Raw genomic sequence first — 14871 nt, 5'->3', positions numbered from 1 at the left:
TAGTTTGGGAATTTACCATTTTTTATACTCAATGAAAATCAAAGAGCAAACTAGGAAGCTAGCCGCAAGCTGTACTTGAGTACGGTAAGGCGACGCTGACGTGGTTTGAATTTGATTTTCGAAGAGTATTAGCTTCCCAGACCATATCATACCAAGTTTCCCCTGCAAAAGTTGACTGGGACAAGCCTTCGTTGATAAATCCATGTTTTTCATAGTAGGCGATGAGATAGTCATGGCAGGTTAGGTTAATGCCTTCTCTCTCATCTTCAAGAGCCACTTCTTTCAAGGCTGTTAGAAATTTCTTACCCAGCCCAAGGCCCTGTGCTTCCTTGGCAATAGAGAGACAGGTCACAGAGATATAGCCACCAGTCTCATGACTATAGTCTTTTATGTCTTCTGTAAAAGACTGGTCTTGCAGATAGCGGTGAGGGGCAACTGGCCCTTCGATATAACCCATGATCCTACCTTCTTTTTCTGCAACCAGAAAAGAGGTCTGAATTTCTCGCAAATGTGCCTCAAAAACAGAGCGAGGAATGGCTTCTTCAATCGAGAAATTTTCTAGTTCGATTTCGACAATCCGATCCAAATCTTCTAATTTTGCTTGTCTGATCTTCATTGTGCCTCCAGATAAAAGGGATTAAACCAAATCATACTAAAACCCTGGCTAGTTGCATAAAGGGAAGTTTCTTCATCGATAAAACCGTTCATTTCAAAATAGGAAAGCAGCTCATCAGGACTCTCCAAACGAATTCCTTTGTAATCCTGCTCAACTGCCACCTCTTTCAAGGCTGCAATGAGAAGCGTTCCCAAGCCCTGTCTCCGATGGTCAGCCTCGATAACTAAAGAATGTACTTTTAGACATTGCGGATTGTCTGACTGAGGACTTGATAGAATATAGCCTAAAAGTTGATTTTCATCCCTAGCTAGAAGAAAGGTATCCGCACACTTACGGATACTTTCTTCTAAAATATGGAAAGGTTGCTGCTTTTCAGCTGGAAAAGACGAAGTTTGAATCGCCTCTATCTCAGCCAAATCAGACTGACTTGCCTGAATGATCTTAATTGGAATTTCCATGGGAACATCCTATTGAACATTGCTTGTCAAGTTAGACAAGAGACGCTCAAATGAGTATTCATAGGTTTGGATGTCTCCTGCTCCCATAAAGACATAGACAGCATTGTCATGGTCTAGGAGGGGAGAAACATTTTCAACAGTGATCACTTGGTGTTTTTTGTTGATTTTGTTGGCTAGGTCTTCTACCTTAACATCTCCATGGTCCACTTCACGAGCAGATCCATAAATTTGTGCTAGGTAAACTGCATCCGCTTGGTTCAAAGCGTGAGCAAAGTCGTCCAACAAGGCAATGGTTCTTGTAAAGGTATGCGGTTGGAAGACCGCTACAATTTCCTTGCTTGGGTATTTCTGACGAGCCGCATCCAAGGTCGCAATAATTTCTGTTGGATGGTGGGCAAAGTCATCGATAATAACTGTATCATTGACAATTTTCTCAGTGAAACGACGCTTAACACCGGCAAATGTTTTCAAGTGCTCACGCACCAAGTTCAAATCAAATCCTGCTGTGTAAAGAAGACCAATAACGGCTGTCGCATTCATGATATTGTGACGACCAAAGGTTGGAATGTGGAATTGCCCCAAGTCTTGTCCACGGAAATGAACGGTGAAGGTTGAACCAGTTGTTGAACGAAGAAGCTCACTAGCTACAAAGTCATTACCTTCTGCTTCAAAACCATAATAATAAATTGGTGCATCTGATGTAATTTTACGCAATTCTGCATCTTCACCATAGACAAAAAGACCCTTGGTAATTTGTTTAGCATAGTCGTTAAAGGCATTGAAAACATCCTCGAGACTTGTGAAATAGTCTGGATGGTCAAAGTCAATGTTGGTAATAATAGAGTATTCTGGGTGATAAGGCATAAAGTGGCGCTCATATTCGTCAGATTCAAAGACAAAATATTTGGCATTGGCTGAACCACGACCTGTCCCATCCCCAATCAAGAAGCTAGTGTCTGTGATGTGAGACAAGACATGAGACAACATACCTGTCGTTGAAGTTTTTCCATGCGCTCCAGCTACTCCCATGCTAACAAAGTCACGCATAAAGCTACCTAGAAACTCATGGTAACGTTTGTAGCTGATACCATTTTGGTCTGCATAAGCAATTTCGACGTTGTTATCTGGACGAAAGGCATTTCCAGCGATAATTTCCATATCACCGTCTAGGTTCTTTTCATCAAAAGTAAGAATGGTAATTCCTGCCTGCTCAAGACCACGTTGAGTAAAGTAGTACTTTTCAACATCTGATCCCTGTACCTTATGCCCCATCTGGTGCAACATCAAGGCCAAGGCACTCATCCCTGATCCCTTAATTCCGATAAAATGATATGTCTTTGGCATGTTTTCTCCCCTATTCTGTAATTCTTGTCAGATTCAACTCTTGGGCAACCCGACGTTCTTGTTCTGTTTGTTTACTTTTTTTATTGTAGATTTGGCTCTTCTTTAGAAAATCATAGTTGTTTTTCTTTGGAGCAGGTGCTGACACTTCTTCATTCTTGGTAGGGATAGAACGAACTTCTTCTGCCAAGATGTACTGAGACTGGGTCAATTTTTGGCTATATTTGACAAATTCACCAGGATTTTCCTTTTGGAAAGGAGCTGTCGGTTGGTTGCCCTGTCTAACAAGGCCTGATTTAGAATGACGTCTCGCACGGCTGAAATCCTGAGTTAGATAGTTAGCAGAGCGTTTCTTTTTCAAGTCTGCACGCGCTTCTTCACGCGCCACCTCCGCATAGCTCTTTCCTTCTTTTTTTACCCCTAAAGGAGCTTTTTTAGGTTTCTCGACTTGCTTTTCAATCGGTTTGACTGGTGTTTCTTCAGCAATAGGAGCCCATTCTAAATAATTTTTATCCCGATACTCACCCTTGATATTACTGATTAGATCAGACTCATCGTAGAGATTCATGACTGGCATTTCAGTCAACATGACCTCGTCATCTGACACCAATGGAAATCGTTCTTGTTTCATTTTCTATTTCCTTTCAACACTTCATTATAGCGTATTGTCTTGATTTTTCAAGTGCTGGCTTCAGAAATTCCTAAAATTTCTCTAATTTCTGCTAGGGTCAGACTGCCACGTGACTCTGTGCCGTCCAATACTTGTGACACCAGATGTTTCTTTTGTTCTTGGAGTTCCTGAATTTTTTCTTCAATGGTTCCCTTAGTCACCAAGCGATAGACCTCAACTGTTTCTTCCTGTCCCATCCGATGGGCACGGCCAATGGCTTGCGCCTCCACCGCAGGATTCCACCAAAGGTCAACCAAGATAACTGTATCAGCACCTGTCAGGTTCAGTCCGACACCACCAGCCTTGAGGGAAATCAGAAAGGCATCTCTTTCCCCTTGGTTAAAGGCCTTGGTCATATCTTGTCTTTCCTTAGCTGGTGTTGAACCCGTGATTTTAAAGGAAGTCAAGCCCAAGTCTGGCAGTTCTTGTTCAATTTTCTCCAACATTCCCTTGAACTGCGAGAAAATCAAGACACGGTGTCCACCGTCTGCCACCTGTACCAGCAGGTCTCGGAGACTATCCAGTTTGCCACTGGCTCCCTGATAATCTTCCATAAAGAGGGCAGGGGTGTCACAGATTTGGCGCAAGCGCATCAGACCAGACAAGATTTCCACTCGACTTCGCTGAAATTCCTGATCTGAAACCTGAGCTAGGCGGTCCCGCATCTGTTGCAACTGGGCTAGGTAGATAGCCTTCTGCTGGTCTTCCAGTTCATTCTTATAAACCACTTCAATCAAGTCTGGCAACTCAGTCAGCACTTCTTCTTTCTTGCGCCTCATCACGAAAGGCTTGATAAACTGAGCCACGCGCTCAGCTGGCAATTTCATAAATTCTTTCTTGCTTGGCAAAAGTCCTGGCAAGACGATTTGGAAAATAGACCACAGCTCACCCAGATGATTTTCAATCGGTGTCCCTGACAGGGCAAAAACTGACGGCACCACAAATTGTCTCAAGGTCTGGGCAATCTTAGTATGGGCATTTTTCATAACCTGAGCTTCATCTAAGAAAAGGAAGTCAAAGGCCATACCCTGATAAAGCTCACTGTCCTGACGGAAGGTAGCATAGCTAGTCACATAGATTTGATGGTTCTCAGTAAGAATCTCTTCACGACTAGCTTTCAAACCATGAACAACAGCCACATCCAACTGTGGGGCAAATTTTTGAAATTCATCTGCCCAGTTGTAAATCAAACCTGACGGAGCTAAAATCAAGACTCGACTTTCTTTTGTCACTTGACTGGTCAAAAAAGCAATGGTCTGGAGGGTTTTCCCCAATCCCATATCATCAGCCAAAATCCCACCAAAACCATAATGATGGAGCATTTGTAACCAGCTAATTCCCTTTTCCTGATAATCTCGCAAATCAGCCTGAACCTGAGTTGCTTGTCTAGGAAAGTCCTCTGGATGTGTCAAATCGTGGGCCAGATTCTGGAATTCTTGTGAAAAAGAAACACGATCTCGCCCTTCAAAGAGATGGGCTAAACTGTAGGCCAAGGATTTCCGAGCCTGCAAGGCACCATCTTTTAATTCAAACTGCCCCAGTTCCTGTAGATTTTGGCGAATTTTCTTGGTTTCTTCATCGAAAAAGTAGACTTGATTAGACGAATCAATATAAAAATCTTGATTGGCAACCAAGGCCTGCATGGCTTGGTCGATTTCCTCTTGGGCAATATCTTGAAAATCAAATTGGATTTCCAAGAGACCTCCCTTGGAAGCAATCTGCACTTGAGGACTCGCTAGGCTATAAAGTTCTTCTAGCTTATCTGATAGGTCAACATTCCCGAGTTTTTCAAAGACTGGAATGATTTCATGGAAGAAATGATAGACAGACTCTGCTTTTAAGGCCTGACGCCAAGATTGAAAGTCTGCTTCAAATCCCGCTGCCAAACAGACTTGGAAAACTCTTTCTTCTAAGTCAGCATCACTCGAAAAAGGTAATTCTTCTAGCTCTTGTCGGCTTGATACCTGCCTATCCCCATAATCAAACTGAATCTCTAAACGAATCCGATTATCTTCTTCCCTGTCAAAGTAAAAAGAGGGCGCAAACGTTTTGATTTGTAACCGTTCTGGAGCTGAAACGATCCCCATCTGGCTAAAAAGCGTTAGACAGGAAGCCAACTTATCTCGGTCACTACTATCAAATTGCAGGTATTTCTTTCCATGTTGATCCAAAGGCAACGCTTTAATTTCCTTGAGAAGACGTATCTGCTGGTCTGTTAGAAAATAAACCTGTCCTTTATGGAAAAGTACAGCTCCCTGATAAAAAACATTGACCCTTGGACTCTCACTGATTTCCATTTCAAAATAGTCCGAGTATTCTGTTACTGTAAAGGCAAATAGATTGGCATCCGCATGCAAATCCTGAAAAAGTAGGGTTTGGTAACTATCCACTTGGTGGTCAAATTGAAAATGGGGCAAGGTCATCAATAAATTCACACCCTGCTCAAAAAAGGTCAGAGGGAAAAAGAGGTGCCGACCTTGGTTTTGGAAAAAGAGGTCTGGAGCCTGTCCTTCCTCCATTAGTCCGCGCAAGAAAGTCAGAAGTTCTTGACTAGCCTCATCAAAGGCTTCCCAAGACAAGGATTCCTCATAAGTTTTGCCAATCATATAAGACTTTCTCTGCTCGACAATCCTTAAAAAGAGTGGAATATCTCGAATGACATAGTATTTTTGGCTATTGATTTGGCCGATTCTCAGAGTCCACAAGATATGATTGGTTCCTGCTTCCACCTGCCCCACAGCCGATAATTCATAGGCTCGGTCTGATTTTGGAGACAAGATTCGATCCAAAAATTTGCCACCCAAGGTCACCTTGGTTTCAACGGCCTCTTTTTCTTCATGACCTTCTTCCAGACTCTGCAAGATTTCCTGACCACGATCATCATTTTTCAGAAAATGCTCCAGCGCTGCCAAGTGGACACAGTAGCCCCTCTTTTGGAAAAAATCGCAGGCACAAAAAACCAAATCATCCTCTAAACTATAGCGCAGTTCTTCTTCTGCCACGCGAGCATAGAGCCGATTGTTCTTTTCCTTGATGATGTCAACCTTACCAGTTTCATAAAGGGCAACGCCTTCGATACGGACTTTCCCCGGAATCAATTTAGCCATATTTTCACCTTTACCTTATCTTTTTATTATACCATATTTTCCCCTATGAAAATAGCCTTCTAGGAAGACTTTTCTCCTAGAAGGCTGGATTTTTAACGTTTGGCAAAAGTCGTCACAATTCGCTGACAAACTTCTTGCAGCAGAGATTTAGGCATGGCTACATTGAGACGGGCATGGAGACTTCCTTCCTCCCCAAAATCCAAACCACGATTGAGGATAACCTTAGCTTCATTTCTCAACAGCTCTTGCAATGCTTCATCAGTCAGGTCATAGGCTGAAAAATCAAGCCAAATCAAGTAGGTTCCTTGCGGTTTCATAACCTTGATTTTAGTCTCTTTTCCAAATAAATCCACCACGTAATTGATGTGGTCTTCAAAGACTTGCTTGAGTTCCTCTAGCCAACCCTTCCCATAGCGATAAGCAGCTTCTGTCGCCAAATAGCCCAAGCCTGAAATTTCATGCTGATTATTGGTCAACTGGCGTTTCTGGAAAGCCAGTCTCAACTTAGGATTTTCAATAACTGCATAGGAATTTTTTGTTCCAGCAATATTAAAGGTTTTAGTAGCACTGCTCAAGACAATCGCAAATTCTTTAAAGTCAGGGTTGACAGTATTGAAAGACTGGTGTTTGTGACCAAAGAGGGCCAAATCTTGGTGAATCTCATCTGAAACCAAGAAAACACCATATTTTTGACAGAGTTGACCAATCTTCTCCAACACTTCTTTTTCCCAAACACGTCCACCAGGATTGTGAGGATTGCAGAGAATATAAAGTTTGACATCCTCTTCCACCAAATCCTTTTCAAGTTGGTCAAAGTCAATCTCAAACAGACCATCCTTTTCCACCAAAGAATTGGTAATCAATCTACGATTATTCAACTTGACACTGCGAGCAAAAGGTGGGTAGACAGGTGTGTTAATCAGAACTGCCTCGCCTTCTTTTGTAAAGGCTTGAATAGCTGTTGAGATAGCTGGTACCACACCCTCGATAAAGACAAGAGCCTCTTTGTCAAAGTGGTAACCGTGTTGTGTGGCTTCCCACTTTTGAACTTCCTTAATTAACTCTTCACTGGCATAGGTATAGCCATAAACCAGTTGATCAGCGTAAGTTTGCACAGCTTGGCGGATTTCAGGCAAGACTACAAAGTCCATATCCGCTATCCAAGCTGGTAGAACTTCACTATCCGTTTCTGCTTCTTTCCATTTATAGGTATGGTGCCCTAAACGATTGGGCAGGCTTGTAAAATCATATTTTCCCATCTTTGTCTTATCCTTCCAAGGCTTGGCGCAAATCTGCAATCAAATCTCTAGCATCCTCAATCCCAATTGACAAACGCAAGAGGTCATCTGTCAAACCATAAGAATGGCGCACTTCTGCTGGAATATCAGCGTGAGTTTGCGTCGTTGGATAAGTAATGAGACTTTCTACCCCACCCAAACTTTCGGCAAAAGAGAAGACCTTAAGACTGTTCAAAATGTGAGGAATGCGTGTTTCATCGGCTACTTTAAAGGAAATCATGCCCCCACGACCCGTATAGAGAACTTCCTTAACTGCTGGAGAATCTTTCAAAAAGGCAACCACTTCTTGAGCATTAGCCGTTGAGCGCTCCATACGAAGAGACAAGGTCTTGAGACCACGAATCAATTGATAACTGTCAAATGGTGACAAAACTGCTCCTGTCGTATTGAGATTGTAGAAAAGCTTTTCGTATAATTCTACACTATTGGTCACAACAACTCCAGCCAAGACATCATTGTGGCCTGCTAGATACTTGGTTGCTGAATGAAGAACCATATCTGCTCCATCTTCAATCGGACGTTGGTAGATAGGGCTGTAGAAGGTATTGTCCACCACCACTTTGGCACCCTTAGCATGAGCCAATTTTGCCAGTTTTTCGATGTCAAATTCCAACATCAAGGGATTGGTTGGTGTTTCGATATAGAGAACATCCACGTCCTTTTCTAACTCGGCAATCAACTCTTCTTCTGTATTGGCATAGGTAAAATGGAAACGACCTTCCTGCTCCACTTGATTGAACCAGCGGAAAGAACCACCGTAAAGGTCACGCACTGCCAAGACCTTACTTCCTACTGGAAAAACGCTAAAGGCCAGTACAATAGCTGACATCCCTGAGCTAGTAGCTAGGGCATAGTCTGCAGACTCAATGGCCGCCAAGACTTCTTCCGCCTTACTACGAGTTGGGTTTTTGGTGCGCGTATAGTCAAAGCCAGTAGATCGACCAAACTCTGGATGCTGATAGGTCGTTGAAAAATGAAGCGGTGTCACCAAAGCTCCTGTCGCTTCATCTGACTTGATACCCGCCTGGGCCAAAATTGTGTTAATGTGTAATTCCTTGCTCATACAATTCCTCCAAATCTATAGTAACTATTGTACCACTTATTTTCATCAACTCATTTTCTTCTTTTCAAGAGCTAGTTATAGTTTAAAACTATAGATTCATCGAGTAAAGCTAAAAAGAATCCAGAAAAGCTTCCAGATTCTTTTGTGAAAATGATTGCTAGGGCTTACTTAGACTGAAAGAAATCCTGTTGGGATAAATAATCATAATGCTCTTTGTTAAATTGATATTGGCCCACATGCTGACTAATCCGACCGACATCCACGGAAAAAATATAGGCTTCATTTTGATAGTTCCAGTTCAGCCTAACTGTATTCAAGACTGTCTTATAAGTAAAATCTTTAACTTGATTCCAAGGCATCTCTACGACTTGATTAAAGCGATTTTCAGTTATATCACTGATGTCCATCAAGTAAATTCCCTTAGGTGTGAATGCCAGAATCTTAGGCTTCACACTCGACTGAACATAGTAACTTCCTCCTATAACGAAAAAATCAATAAAGGATTTCAACCATGTCTTTTTCTTGAAAGCCATCAGAAAATTCTTTTGCCCTTCAATGCGACAAGTTGAAAGAAATGATTCAATTTGTTTTTCTGTCGCAAACTCCAAAATAGCGCCCATGATGATACCTCCATAACGATTAGTAAATAGCCAGTTAAGAATTCTTCACATAAAAGAAGAACTTATCATTTGTTGCGTTTTATCTTACTTTTTCAGTAGACGGCATCCCTCCTATAACATTACCCTAGCATGTGCATACTTCAATCAACATTGGGTAGATTTTCGAAAATAGCGTCTCACATTTATGTTATATTCATTATAACATAAATTCAAAAAACAAATTAAAAAATGTATGCACTTTTCTTCCAATTTTACTATCATTCTATTAAAAAACGACAGCTTCTTTCGAAACCATCGTTTTTCTTGAAAAATCCTTATTTGACATGTTTTGCCAATTCTTCTTGAGCTTTTTTATTAGATTCTTCTTTTTCTTTCAACCATTTTTCTTTGGCTTTTTCATATTCGTCTTTTGTGACTGTCTTATCTTGTACTTTAAGGTATTTATAGGATTCGACCCCTTTATTACCAGCCAATGAATATGGCGCTGAGAATGGAACTGTTTTTCTCAATGTTGGTGTTCCACCCCGTGAAACATTTGGAATTGCTAGAGAGCTATCTACCAACCAAGCTTGGGCATCAGCATACTTTTCATAGCGTTTTGCAAGATCTTGTTCCTTATTGGCTTCTTCCAACATTTGGGTATAGACATCCAGCCCAACAGCCTTGGCCTTGTCATTGGCTTCACCTGGCTCTAAACCTAGATTTTGCATCAAACCACCAGAATTAACGTTAAATACATCAAGATAAGTTGAAGGATCTTGATAGTCTGGACTCCAACCACCATTGTATAGATCGTAATCTTTCTGAGCTGCAGTCTGAGCCAAATAGCTGGTATTATCAAAGTCTTCAGTAGAAAGTTGTTGAATATCAATTACAACATTTTCTGCACCTAAGGCTGCTTCAATAGATTGCTTCATAGAATTTGCCTCTTGAACACCCTTTTTAACAGCTTGATCAACTGTCATGTCCAAGTGGATAGGGAAGGTTACTCCCTTGGCTTCTAGCTCTTGCTTTGCTTCCGCAAATTTAGCTTTAGCTTTTTCTGGATTGTAATATGGATCTTGGGCATCCGCAAAGTTGATTCCTTGCCATTCCTTACCATAATTCACCATCTTAGAGGCTACTACTTCACCAAAGTCTTTTCCCTTGATACTTACGAAGTTTGGAGGAACAACCAAGTTACGCAAAATCTTAGTTGCACCATCTTCTCCTTGAGATTGGGCTCCATAGGCCGTACGGTCATAGGCAAAGTTAATGGCTTGACGGAAGTTTTTATTTAGAACTGCTTCCTGAGTCGATTTCTTTTCAGCATCACTTGTCTTGGAAGTAAATTTATAAGATTTTCTATCCAGGTTAAAGTTTAAGAAATAAGAAGTGGTATCTTGCATACTATAGATAATATTGTCCTTATTCTTTTCTTTAATTCCTTCAAAACTTGAACTGTTTGGATAGAGACGGGCATAGCTATAGGCTCCCTCTACATAGTTACGAGCCAGTGCATCTTGGTCACTACCATCATAATAGGCCAATTTCACATCATCTACAAAAACATTCTTAGCATCCCAGTAGTTAGGGTTTTTCTTGTATTCGATGACAGATTTTGAAACAAAGGATTTCATCAAGAAAGGTCCATTATACAAAATGCTAGATGGGTCTACCTTGCCAAAATCATCCCCTTTTGATTTCAAGAAATCTGCATTGACTGGGAAGAGAATGGTTGAAGTTGTTTTTGAGTTCCAGTAAGATTCTGGTCGTGTCAAAGTATATTGAACGGTTTGGTCATCTAGAGCCTTAACTCCGACAGTTGAAAAGTCTGTTGTTTTACCAGTGATATAGTCATCTAAACCTGCAACGGATTCTTGCACTAAGTACAAGGCTTCTGATTTTTTATCAGCCGCATATTTCAAACCAGTTACAAAATCTTGGGCAGTTACAGGAGCATATTCCTCTCCATCTGCAGTATACCATTTAGCATCTTTCCGCAGTTTATAGGTATAGGTCAAACCGTCCTTAGAAACACTCCAATCCTCTGCCAAGGATGGCACATAGTTCCCGTATTGGTCATTTTCCATGAGACCATCTACCAGATTGGTCACAATATCATTGGTTGTTGCACGGTTTTCTGCTAGATAGTTCAAACTAGATGGATCACTTGAATAAACATAGTTATAGGTTTTTGATCCTGTGCTAGAATTTCCACACGCGCTCAATAAAATTCCTGTACCCAGGACAAGACCTGCCAAGGTTAGATATTTGCTCTTAGACTTTTTCATTTCCAGAACCTCCTGCTTTAAATATTTGTTTTATTATACAACGTTTAGTTTGTTTAGTCAATTATTTTCCCAAAAAAATCGAAAAAGACCTCATCTTCTACTTTCAAAAGATAATTTTAGCTATTTTGACGCTAAAAAAGGAATAAGTTTCAAGTTCTCCTAAAAGATTGTTCAACTTATTCCTTTTATTTATAAATGCTATCTTACGAAAGCTTAAATTTTACTCGCAGGCGATCTGCTTGAGATTTTCCAATCACCTTATCCAATAAACGAGTACGGAGACTCATGACTCCGTATACTCCTCCACCCATGGTACCGACAAGGGCTACATAAAGGAAACTCCACAAACGACCACTTGGTTGGAAGACAAATCCTAACAGCCACTGGATGGTTCCTATTAACAGAAACATGACTAGGGTCAGCAAACTGATTAAAATGGTTCGCTTCAAAATCACCTTGCGCTTGACACCTGTTACCTTACAAATATCCCGATACATCAAGACGTTAGGAATGATGAGAGCGATGGTTGTTGAAATCAAGGGACCATAACTGTGGAAGAGGGCGATGGTTGGTAATTGTAAAACCAGCTTGGCAATGGAACCATAGATAAAATAGAGAACGGCCTTGCGGTTGCGGAACATAGCCTGAAGCATTGGGGACAAGACCATGTACAATCCTAAAATAATAGACTGCAAAACTGCAAAGACAAACAAGCCCATGGCCAAACTATCTGGCTTGCCATAGAAAACTGTATAAAGAGGTTCTCCTACCATAACCACTCCAACCGTTGCTGGTAGCAGGAATACAAAAAGCATGGTAATGCTGTCCTGAACGAGACGAGAAGCTGCCTTCAAGTCCCCCTTGACATAGTTTTCCGTCAAAAGTGGCAAACCGACACTCCCAATAGAAACCCCTACAGAAATCAAAATCATCGTGATTTTATTAGGATTGGCTGAGAAATAAGAAAACATGATAATTAAGTCTTCATTACTGTAGTTGCTAAACCACTTCATGCTATTGATAAAGGTATTTTGGTCCAAGATTTGGAAAAGCTGAATAGCCGAACCAGTCAAGATAAAAGGAATAGCTTCCTTAATCGTATCCATTAACAGGTGTTTGCTATCAATCTTATCTCGTGTTTCAAAGACTCTTTTGAGTAAACCTTCTTGAGCAAGGAAATAAATCAAAACTGCAAAACTGGCTACCATACCGACAAAGGCCGCAAAGGTCGATTGGGTAACGGCTGCTAGGTAATTTCCTGAACCGAGCTTCATAATGATAAAGGTTGCTAAGAGCATCCAGATAACACGAATGACCTGCTCAGCAATTTGGCTCATGGCATAAGGTTTTAGATTATTCATCCCTTGGAAAAATCCTCGGATAACACTCATAGATGGGAAAATCAAGACTCCCCAAGCCAAGCTTTGCATGATTGGGATCAAATCTTTGCCCACACCAGACAAGTCTGCTAGCCAAGGAGCAAAGACATACAAGATTAGGGCAAAAACGAGGCCTAGTCCTGTCATAAAGCCTAAAAAGCTCCGAATCAGGGCAAAGCTATGCTCTTCTTCTCGCATGGTATTGTATTTAGCAACTTGCTTAGCCACTGCAACCGGAATACCTGCTGTTGAAACCAGCAAGAACCAGGCATAGATATTGTAGCCCATTGTAAAGAGACCATTGGCCGTAGCTGCATAAGAACCCATCCAGATATACCATGGGATGATGTAAATAGCCCCGAGTAGGCGACTGATAAAGTTACTAGCCGTTAGCCAAGCAGTCCCCCGTAACATCTGGGCTTGCTGGTGATTGTTTTCGTGCGACATAGATTCCTCATTCAATTTTGATAACTAGGAAAAACTCCTTATCTTCCATTATAAACTTTTCCTTGTTACTTGTAAATTTGCGACTTTCGGTTTACAATAGAAAGTATGATTAAGATTGAAACCGTATTAGATATATTAAAGAAAGATGGTCTCTTCCGCGAGATTATCGACCAAGGACATTATCACTACAACTACAGCGAAGTTGTTTTTGATAGCATCAGCTACGACAGCCGCAAGGCCAAAGAAAAGAGCCTCTTTTTCGTCAAGGGTGCTGCCTTTAAGAAGGAATTTCTGCTTTCAGCAATCTCTCAAGGACTCGGTTGGTATGTAGCTGAAAAGGACTATGAGGTTGGTATTCCTGCCATTATCGTGAACGACATTAAGAAAGCCATGAGTCTGATTGCTATGGAATTTTATGGCAATCCACAGAAAAAACTCAAACTCCTTGCCTTTACTGGTACTAAGGGTAAGACAACAGCAGCCTATTTCGCCTATAACATCTTATCTCAAGGGCATCGACCTGCTATGCTCTCGACTATGAATACAACTTTAGATGGCACGACTTTCTTTAAGTCTGCATTGACAACCCCTGAAAGTATTGACCTCTTTGATATGATGCATCAAGCTGTGCAAAATGACCGCACCCACCTCATCATGGAAGTCTCCAGTCAAGCCTATCTGGTCAAACGTGTCTATGGTCTAACCTTTGATGTGGGAGTTTTCCTCAATATCAGCCCAGACCATATCGGTCCGATTGAACACCCTAGCTTTGAAGACTATTTCTACCACAAACGTCTCTTGATGGAAAATAGCCGAGCAGTCATCATTAACAGTGACATGGACCACTTCTCAGTCTTAAAAGAACAGGTAGAAAATCAAGACCATGATTTCTATGGTAGCCAGTCAAGTAACCAAATCGAGAATTCTAAAGCCTTTAGCTTTTCAGCTAGAGGGAAAATGTCTGGTGATTATGATATTCAACTGATTGGCCACTTCAACCAAGAAAATGCAGTCGCTGCTGGACTTGCCTGTCTCCGTCTGGGAGCAAGTCTTGAGGACATCAAAAAAGGAATCGCTGCAACTCGCGTCCCTGGTCGTATGGAAGTCCTGACTCAGAAAAATGGCGCCAAGGTCTTCATCGACTATGCCCACAATGGGGACAGTCTGAAAAAACTAATAAACGTCGTAGAAACTCATCAAACTGGAAATATTGCACTGGTTCTGGGTTCGACAGGAAACAAGGGAGAAAGCCGTCGTAAGGACTTTGGCCTCCTCCTTAATCAACACCCTGAGATTCAAATCTTTCTGACTGCTGATGACCCCAACTATGAAGATCCAATGGCCATTGCGGATGAAATTAGTGGCTATATTAGCCATCCTGTTGAAAAGATTGCGGATCGCCAAGAAGCCATCAAAGCAGCTATGGCTATTACAAGCCAAGAATTAGATGCAGTCATTATCGCTGGTAAGGGAGCCGACTGCTACCAAATCGTCCAAGGCAAGAAAGAAGCCTATCCAGGAGATGCAGCCGTCGCAGAAAATTATTTATAAGGATTGTAAAAAAATCAAGGGAAACGAAACCCTTGATTTTTTCTATTT

General features: G+C 41.4%; 11 protein-coding genes. 1 reads left to right on the top strand and 10 read right to left on the bottom strand.

Translation table 11 applies throughout. The features are described from left to right. Window positions 1–58 precede the first annotated feature (58 nt). From HT696_RS09690 to HT696_RS09645, 10 genes are all read right to left on the bottom strand, one after another. Window positions 59–616: a GNAT family N-acetyltransferase gene (locus HT696_RS09690; protein WP_240150260.1), complete on the bottom strand. Its 558-nt coding sequence runs from the start codon at window positions 614–616 to the stop codon at window positions 59–61. Then, the gene (locus HT696_RS09685; protein WP_173282703.1) at window positions 613–1074 is read right to left on the bottom strand and encodes a GNAT family N-acetyltransferase; all 462 of its coding nucleotides are present in this window, start codon (window positions 1072–1074) and stop codon (window positions 613–615) included. Before HT696_RS09685 ends, HT696_RS09690 begins: the two co-directional genes overlap by 4 nt. Window positions 1075–1083: 9 nt before the next feature. Further along, window positions 1084–2418 (bottom strand): UDP-N-acetylmuramate--L-alanine ligase, encoded by a 1335-nt coding sequence (murC, locus tag HT696_RS09680; RefSeq protein WP_173282702.1) that lies wholly within the window; start codon window positions 2416–2418, stop codon window positions 1084–1086. Between the two features lie 10 nt (window positions 2419–2428). Beyond that, window positions 2429–3046: a cystathionine gamma-synthase gene (locus HT696_RS09675; protein WP_173282701.1), complete on the bottom strand. Its 618-nt coding sequence runs from the start codon at window positions 3044–3046 to the stop codon at window positions 2429–2431. Between the two features lie 47 nt (window positions 3047–3093). Continuing rightward, the gene (locus HT696_RS09670) at window positions 3094–6192 is read right to left on the bottom strand and encodes a DEAD/DEAH box helicase (RefSeq protein ID WP_173282700.1); all 3099 of its coding nucleotides are present in this window, start codon (window positions 6190–6192) and stop codon (window positions 3094–3096) included. Between the two features lie 92 nt (window positions 6193–6284). Next, on the bottom strand, window positions 6285–7451 hold the full coding sequence (locus HT696_RS09665) for a MalY/PatB family protein (protein ID WP_173282699.1): 1167 nt from the start codon (window positions 7449–7451) through the stop codon (window positions 6285–6287). 7 nt (window positions 7452–7458) lie between these two features. Continuing rightward, on the bottom strand, window positions 7459–8553 hold the full coding sequence (locus HT696_RS09660; protein WP_173213528.1) for a cystathionine gamma-synthase: 1095 nt from the start codon (window positions 8551–8553) through the stop codon (window positions 7459–7461). A 164-nt stretch (window positions 8554–8717) separates the two neighbouring features. Next, window positions 8718–9173, bottom strand: coding sequence for a hypothetical protein (locus HT696_RS09655; protein WP_173213527.1), 456 nt, complete (start codon window positions 9171–9173; stop codon window positions 8718–8720). A 314-nt stretch (window positions 9174–9487) separates the two neighbouring features. Then, a complete protein-coding gene (locus HT696_RS09650; protein WP_173213526.1) occupies window positions 9488–11446 on the bottom strand; it encodes a peptide ABC transporter substrate-binding protein in 1959 nt (652 codons plus the stop codon). A gap of 203 nt (window positions 11447–11649) precedes the next feature. Then, the gene (locus HT696_RS09645; protein ID WP_173282698.1) at window positions 11650–13272 is read right to left on the bottom strand and encodes a polysaccharide biosynthesis protein; all 1623 of its coding nucleotides are present in this window, start codon (window positions 13270–13272) and stop codon (window positions 11650–11652) included. Between the two features lie 105 nt (window positions 13273–13377). Between HT696_RS09645 and HT696_RS09640 the strand changes: the two genes are divergently transcribed. Further along, window positions 13378–14823, top strand: coding sequence for a UDP-N-acetylmuramoyl-L-alanyl-D-glutamate--L-lysine ligase (locus HT696_RS09640; protein WP_173282697.1), 1446 nt, complete (start codon window positions 13378–13380; stop codon window positions 14821–14823). The last annotated feature ends 48 nt before the right edge of the window (window positions 14824–14871 follow it).

Origin of the sequence: Streptococcus sp. 9903, assembly GCF_013276625.1 — a bacterium.
Lineage (GTDB): Bacteria > Bacillota > Bacilli > Lactobacillales > Streptococcaceae > Streptococcus.
This window is presented reverse-complemented; position numbering and strand designations above follow the sequence as displayed.

Bases quoted from the DNA above. Each gene is read 5' to 3' on its own strand.
- HT696_RS09690 (WP_240150260.1), bottom strand. From the start codon at position 616: ATGAAGATCAGACAAGCAAAATTAGAAGATTTGGATCGGATTGTCGAA.
- HT696_RS09685 (WP_173282703.1), bottom strand. From the start codon at position 1,074: ATGGAAATTCCAATTAAGATCATTCAGGCAAGTCAGTCTGATTTGGCT.
- murC (WP_173282702.1), bottom strand. From the start codon at position 2,418: ATGCCAAAGACATATCATTTTATCGGAATTAAGGGATCAGGGATGAGT.
- HT696_RS09675 (WP_173282701.1), bottom strand. From the start codon at position 3,046: ATGAAACAAGAACGATTTCCATTGGTGTCAGATGACGAGGTCATGTTG.
- HT696_RS09670 (WP_173282700.1), bottom strand. From the start codon at position 6,192: ATGGCTAAATTGATTCCGGGGAAAGTCCGTATCGAAGGCGTTGCCCTT.
- HT696_RS09665 (WP_173282699.1), bottom strand. From the start codon at position 7,451: ATGGGAAAATATGATTTTACAAGCCTGCCCAATCGTTTAGGGCACCAT.
- HT696_RS09660 (WP_173213528.1), bottom strand. From the start codon at position 8,553: ATGAGCAAGGAATTACACATTAACACAATTTTGGCCCAGGCGGGTATC.
- HT696_RS09655 (WP_173213527.1), bottom strand. From the start codon at position 9,173: ATGGGCGCTATTTTGGAGTTTGCGACAGAAAAACAAATTGAATCATTT.
- HT696_RS09650 (WP_173213526.1), bottom strand. From the start codon at position 11,446: ATGAAAAAGTCTAAGAGCAAATATCTAACCTTGGCAGGTCTTGTCCTG.
- HT696_RS09645 (WP_173282698.1), bottom strand. From the start codon at position 13,272: ATGTCGCACGAAAACAATCACCAGCAAGCCCAGATGTTACGGGGGACT.
- HT696_RS09640 (WP_173282697.1), top strand. From the start codon at position 13,378: ATGATTAAGATTGAAACCGTATTAGATATATTAAAGAAAGATGGTCTC.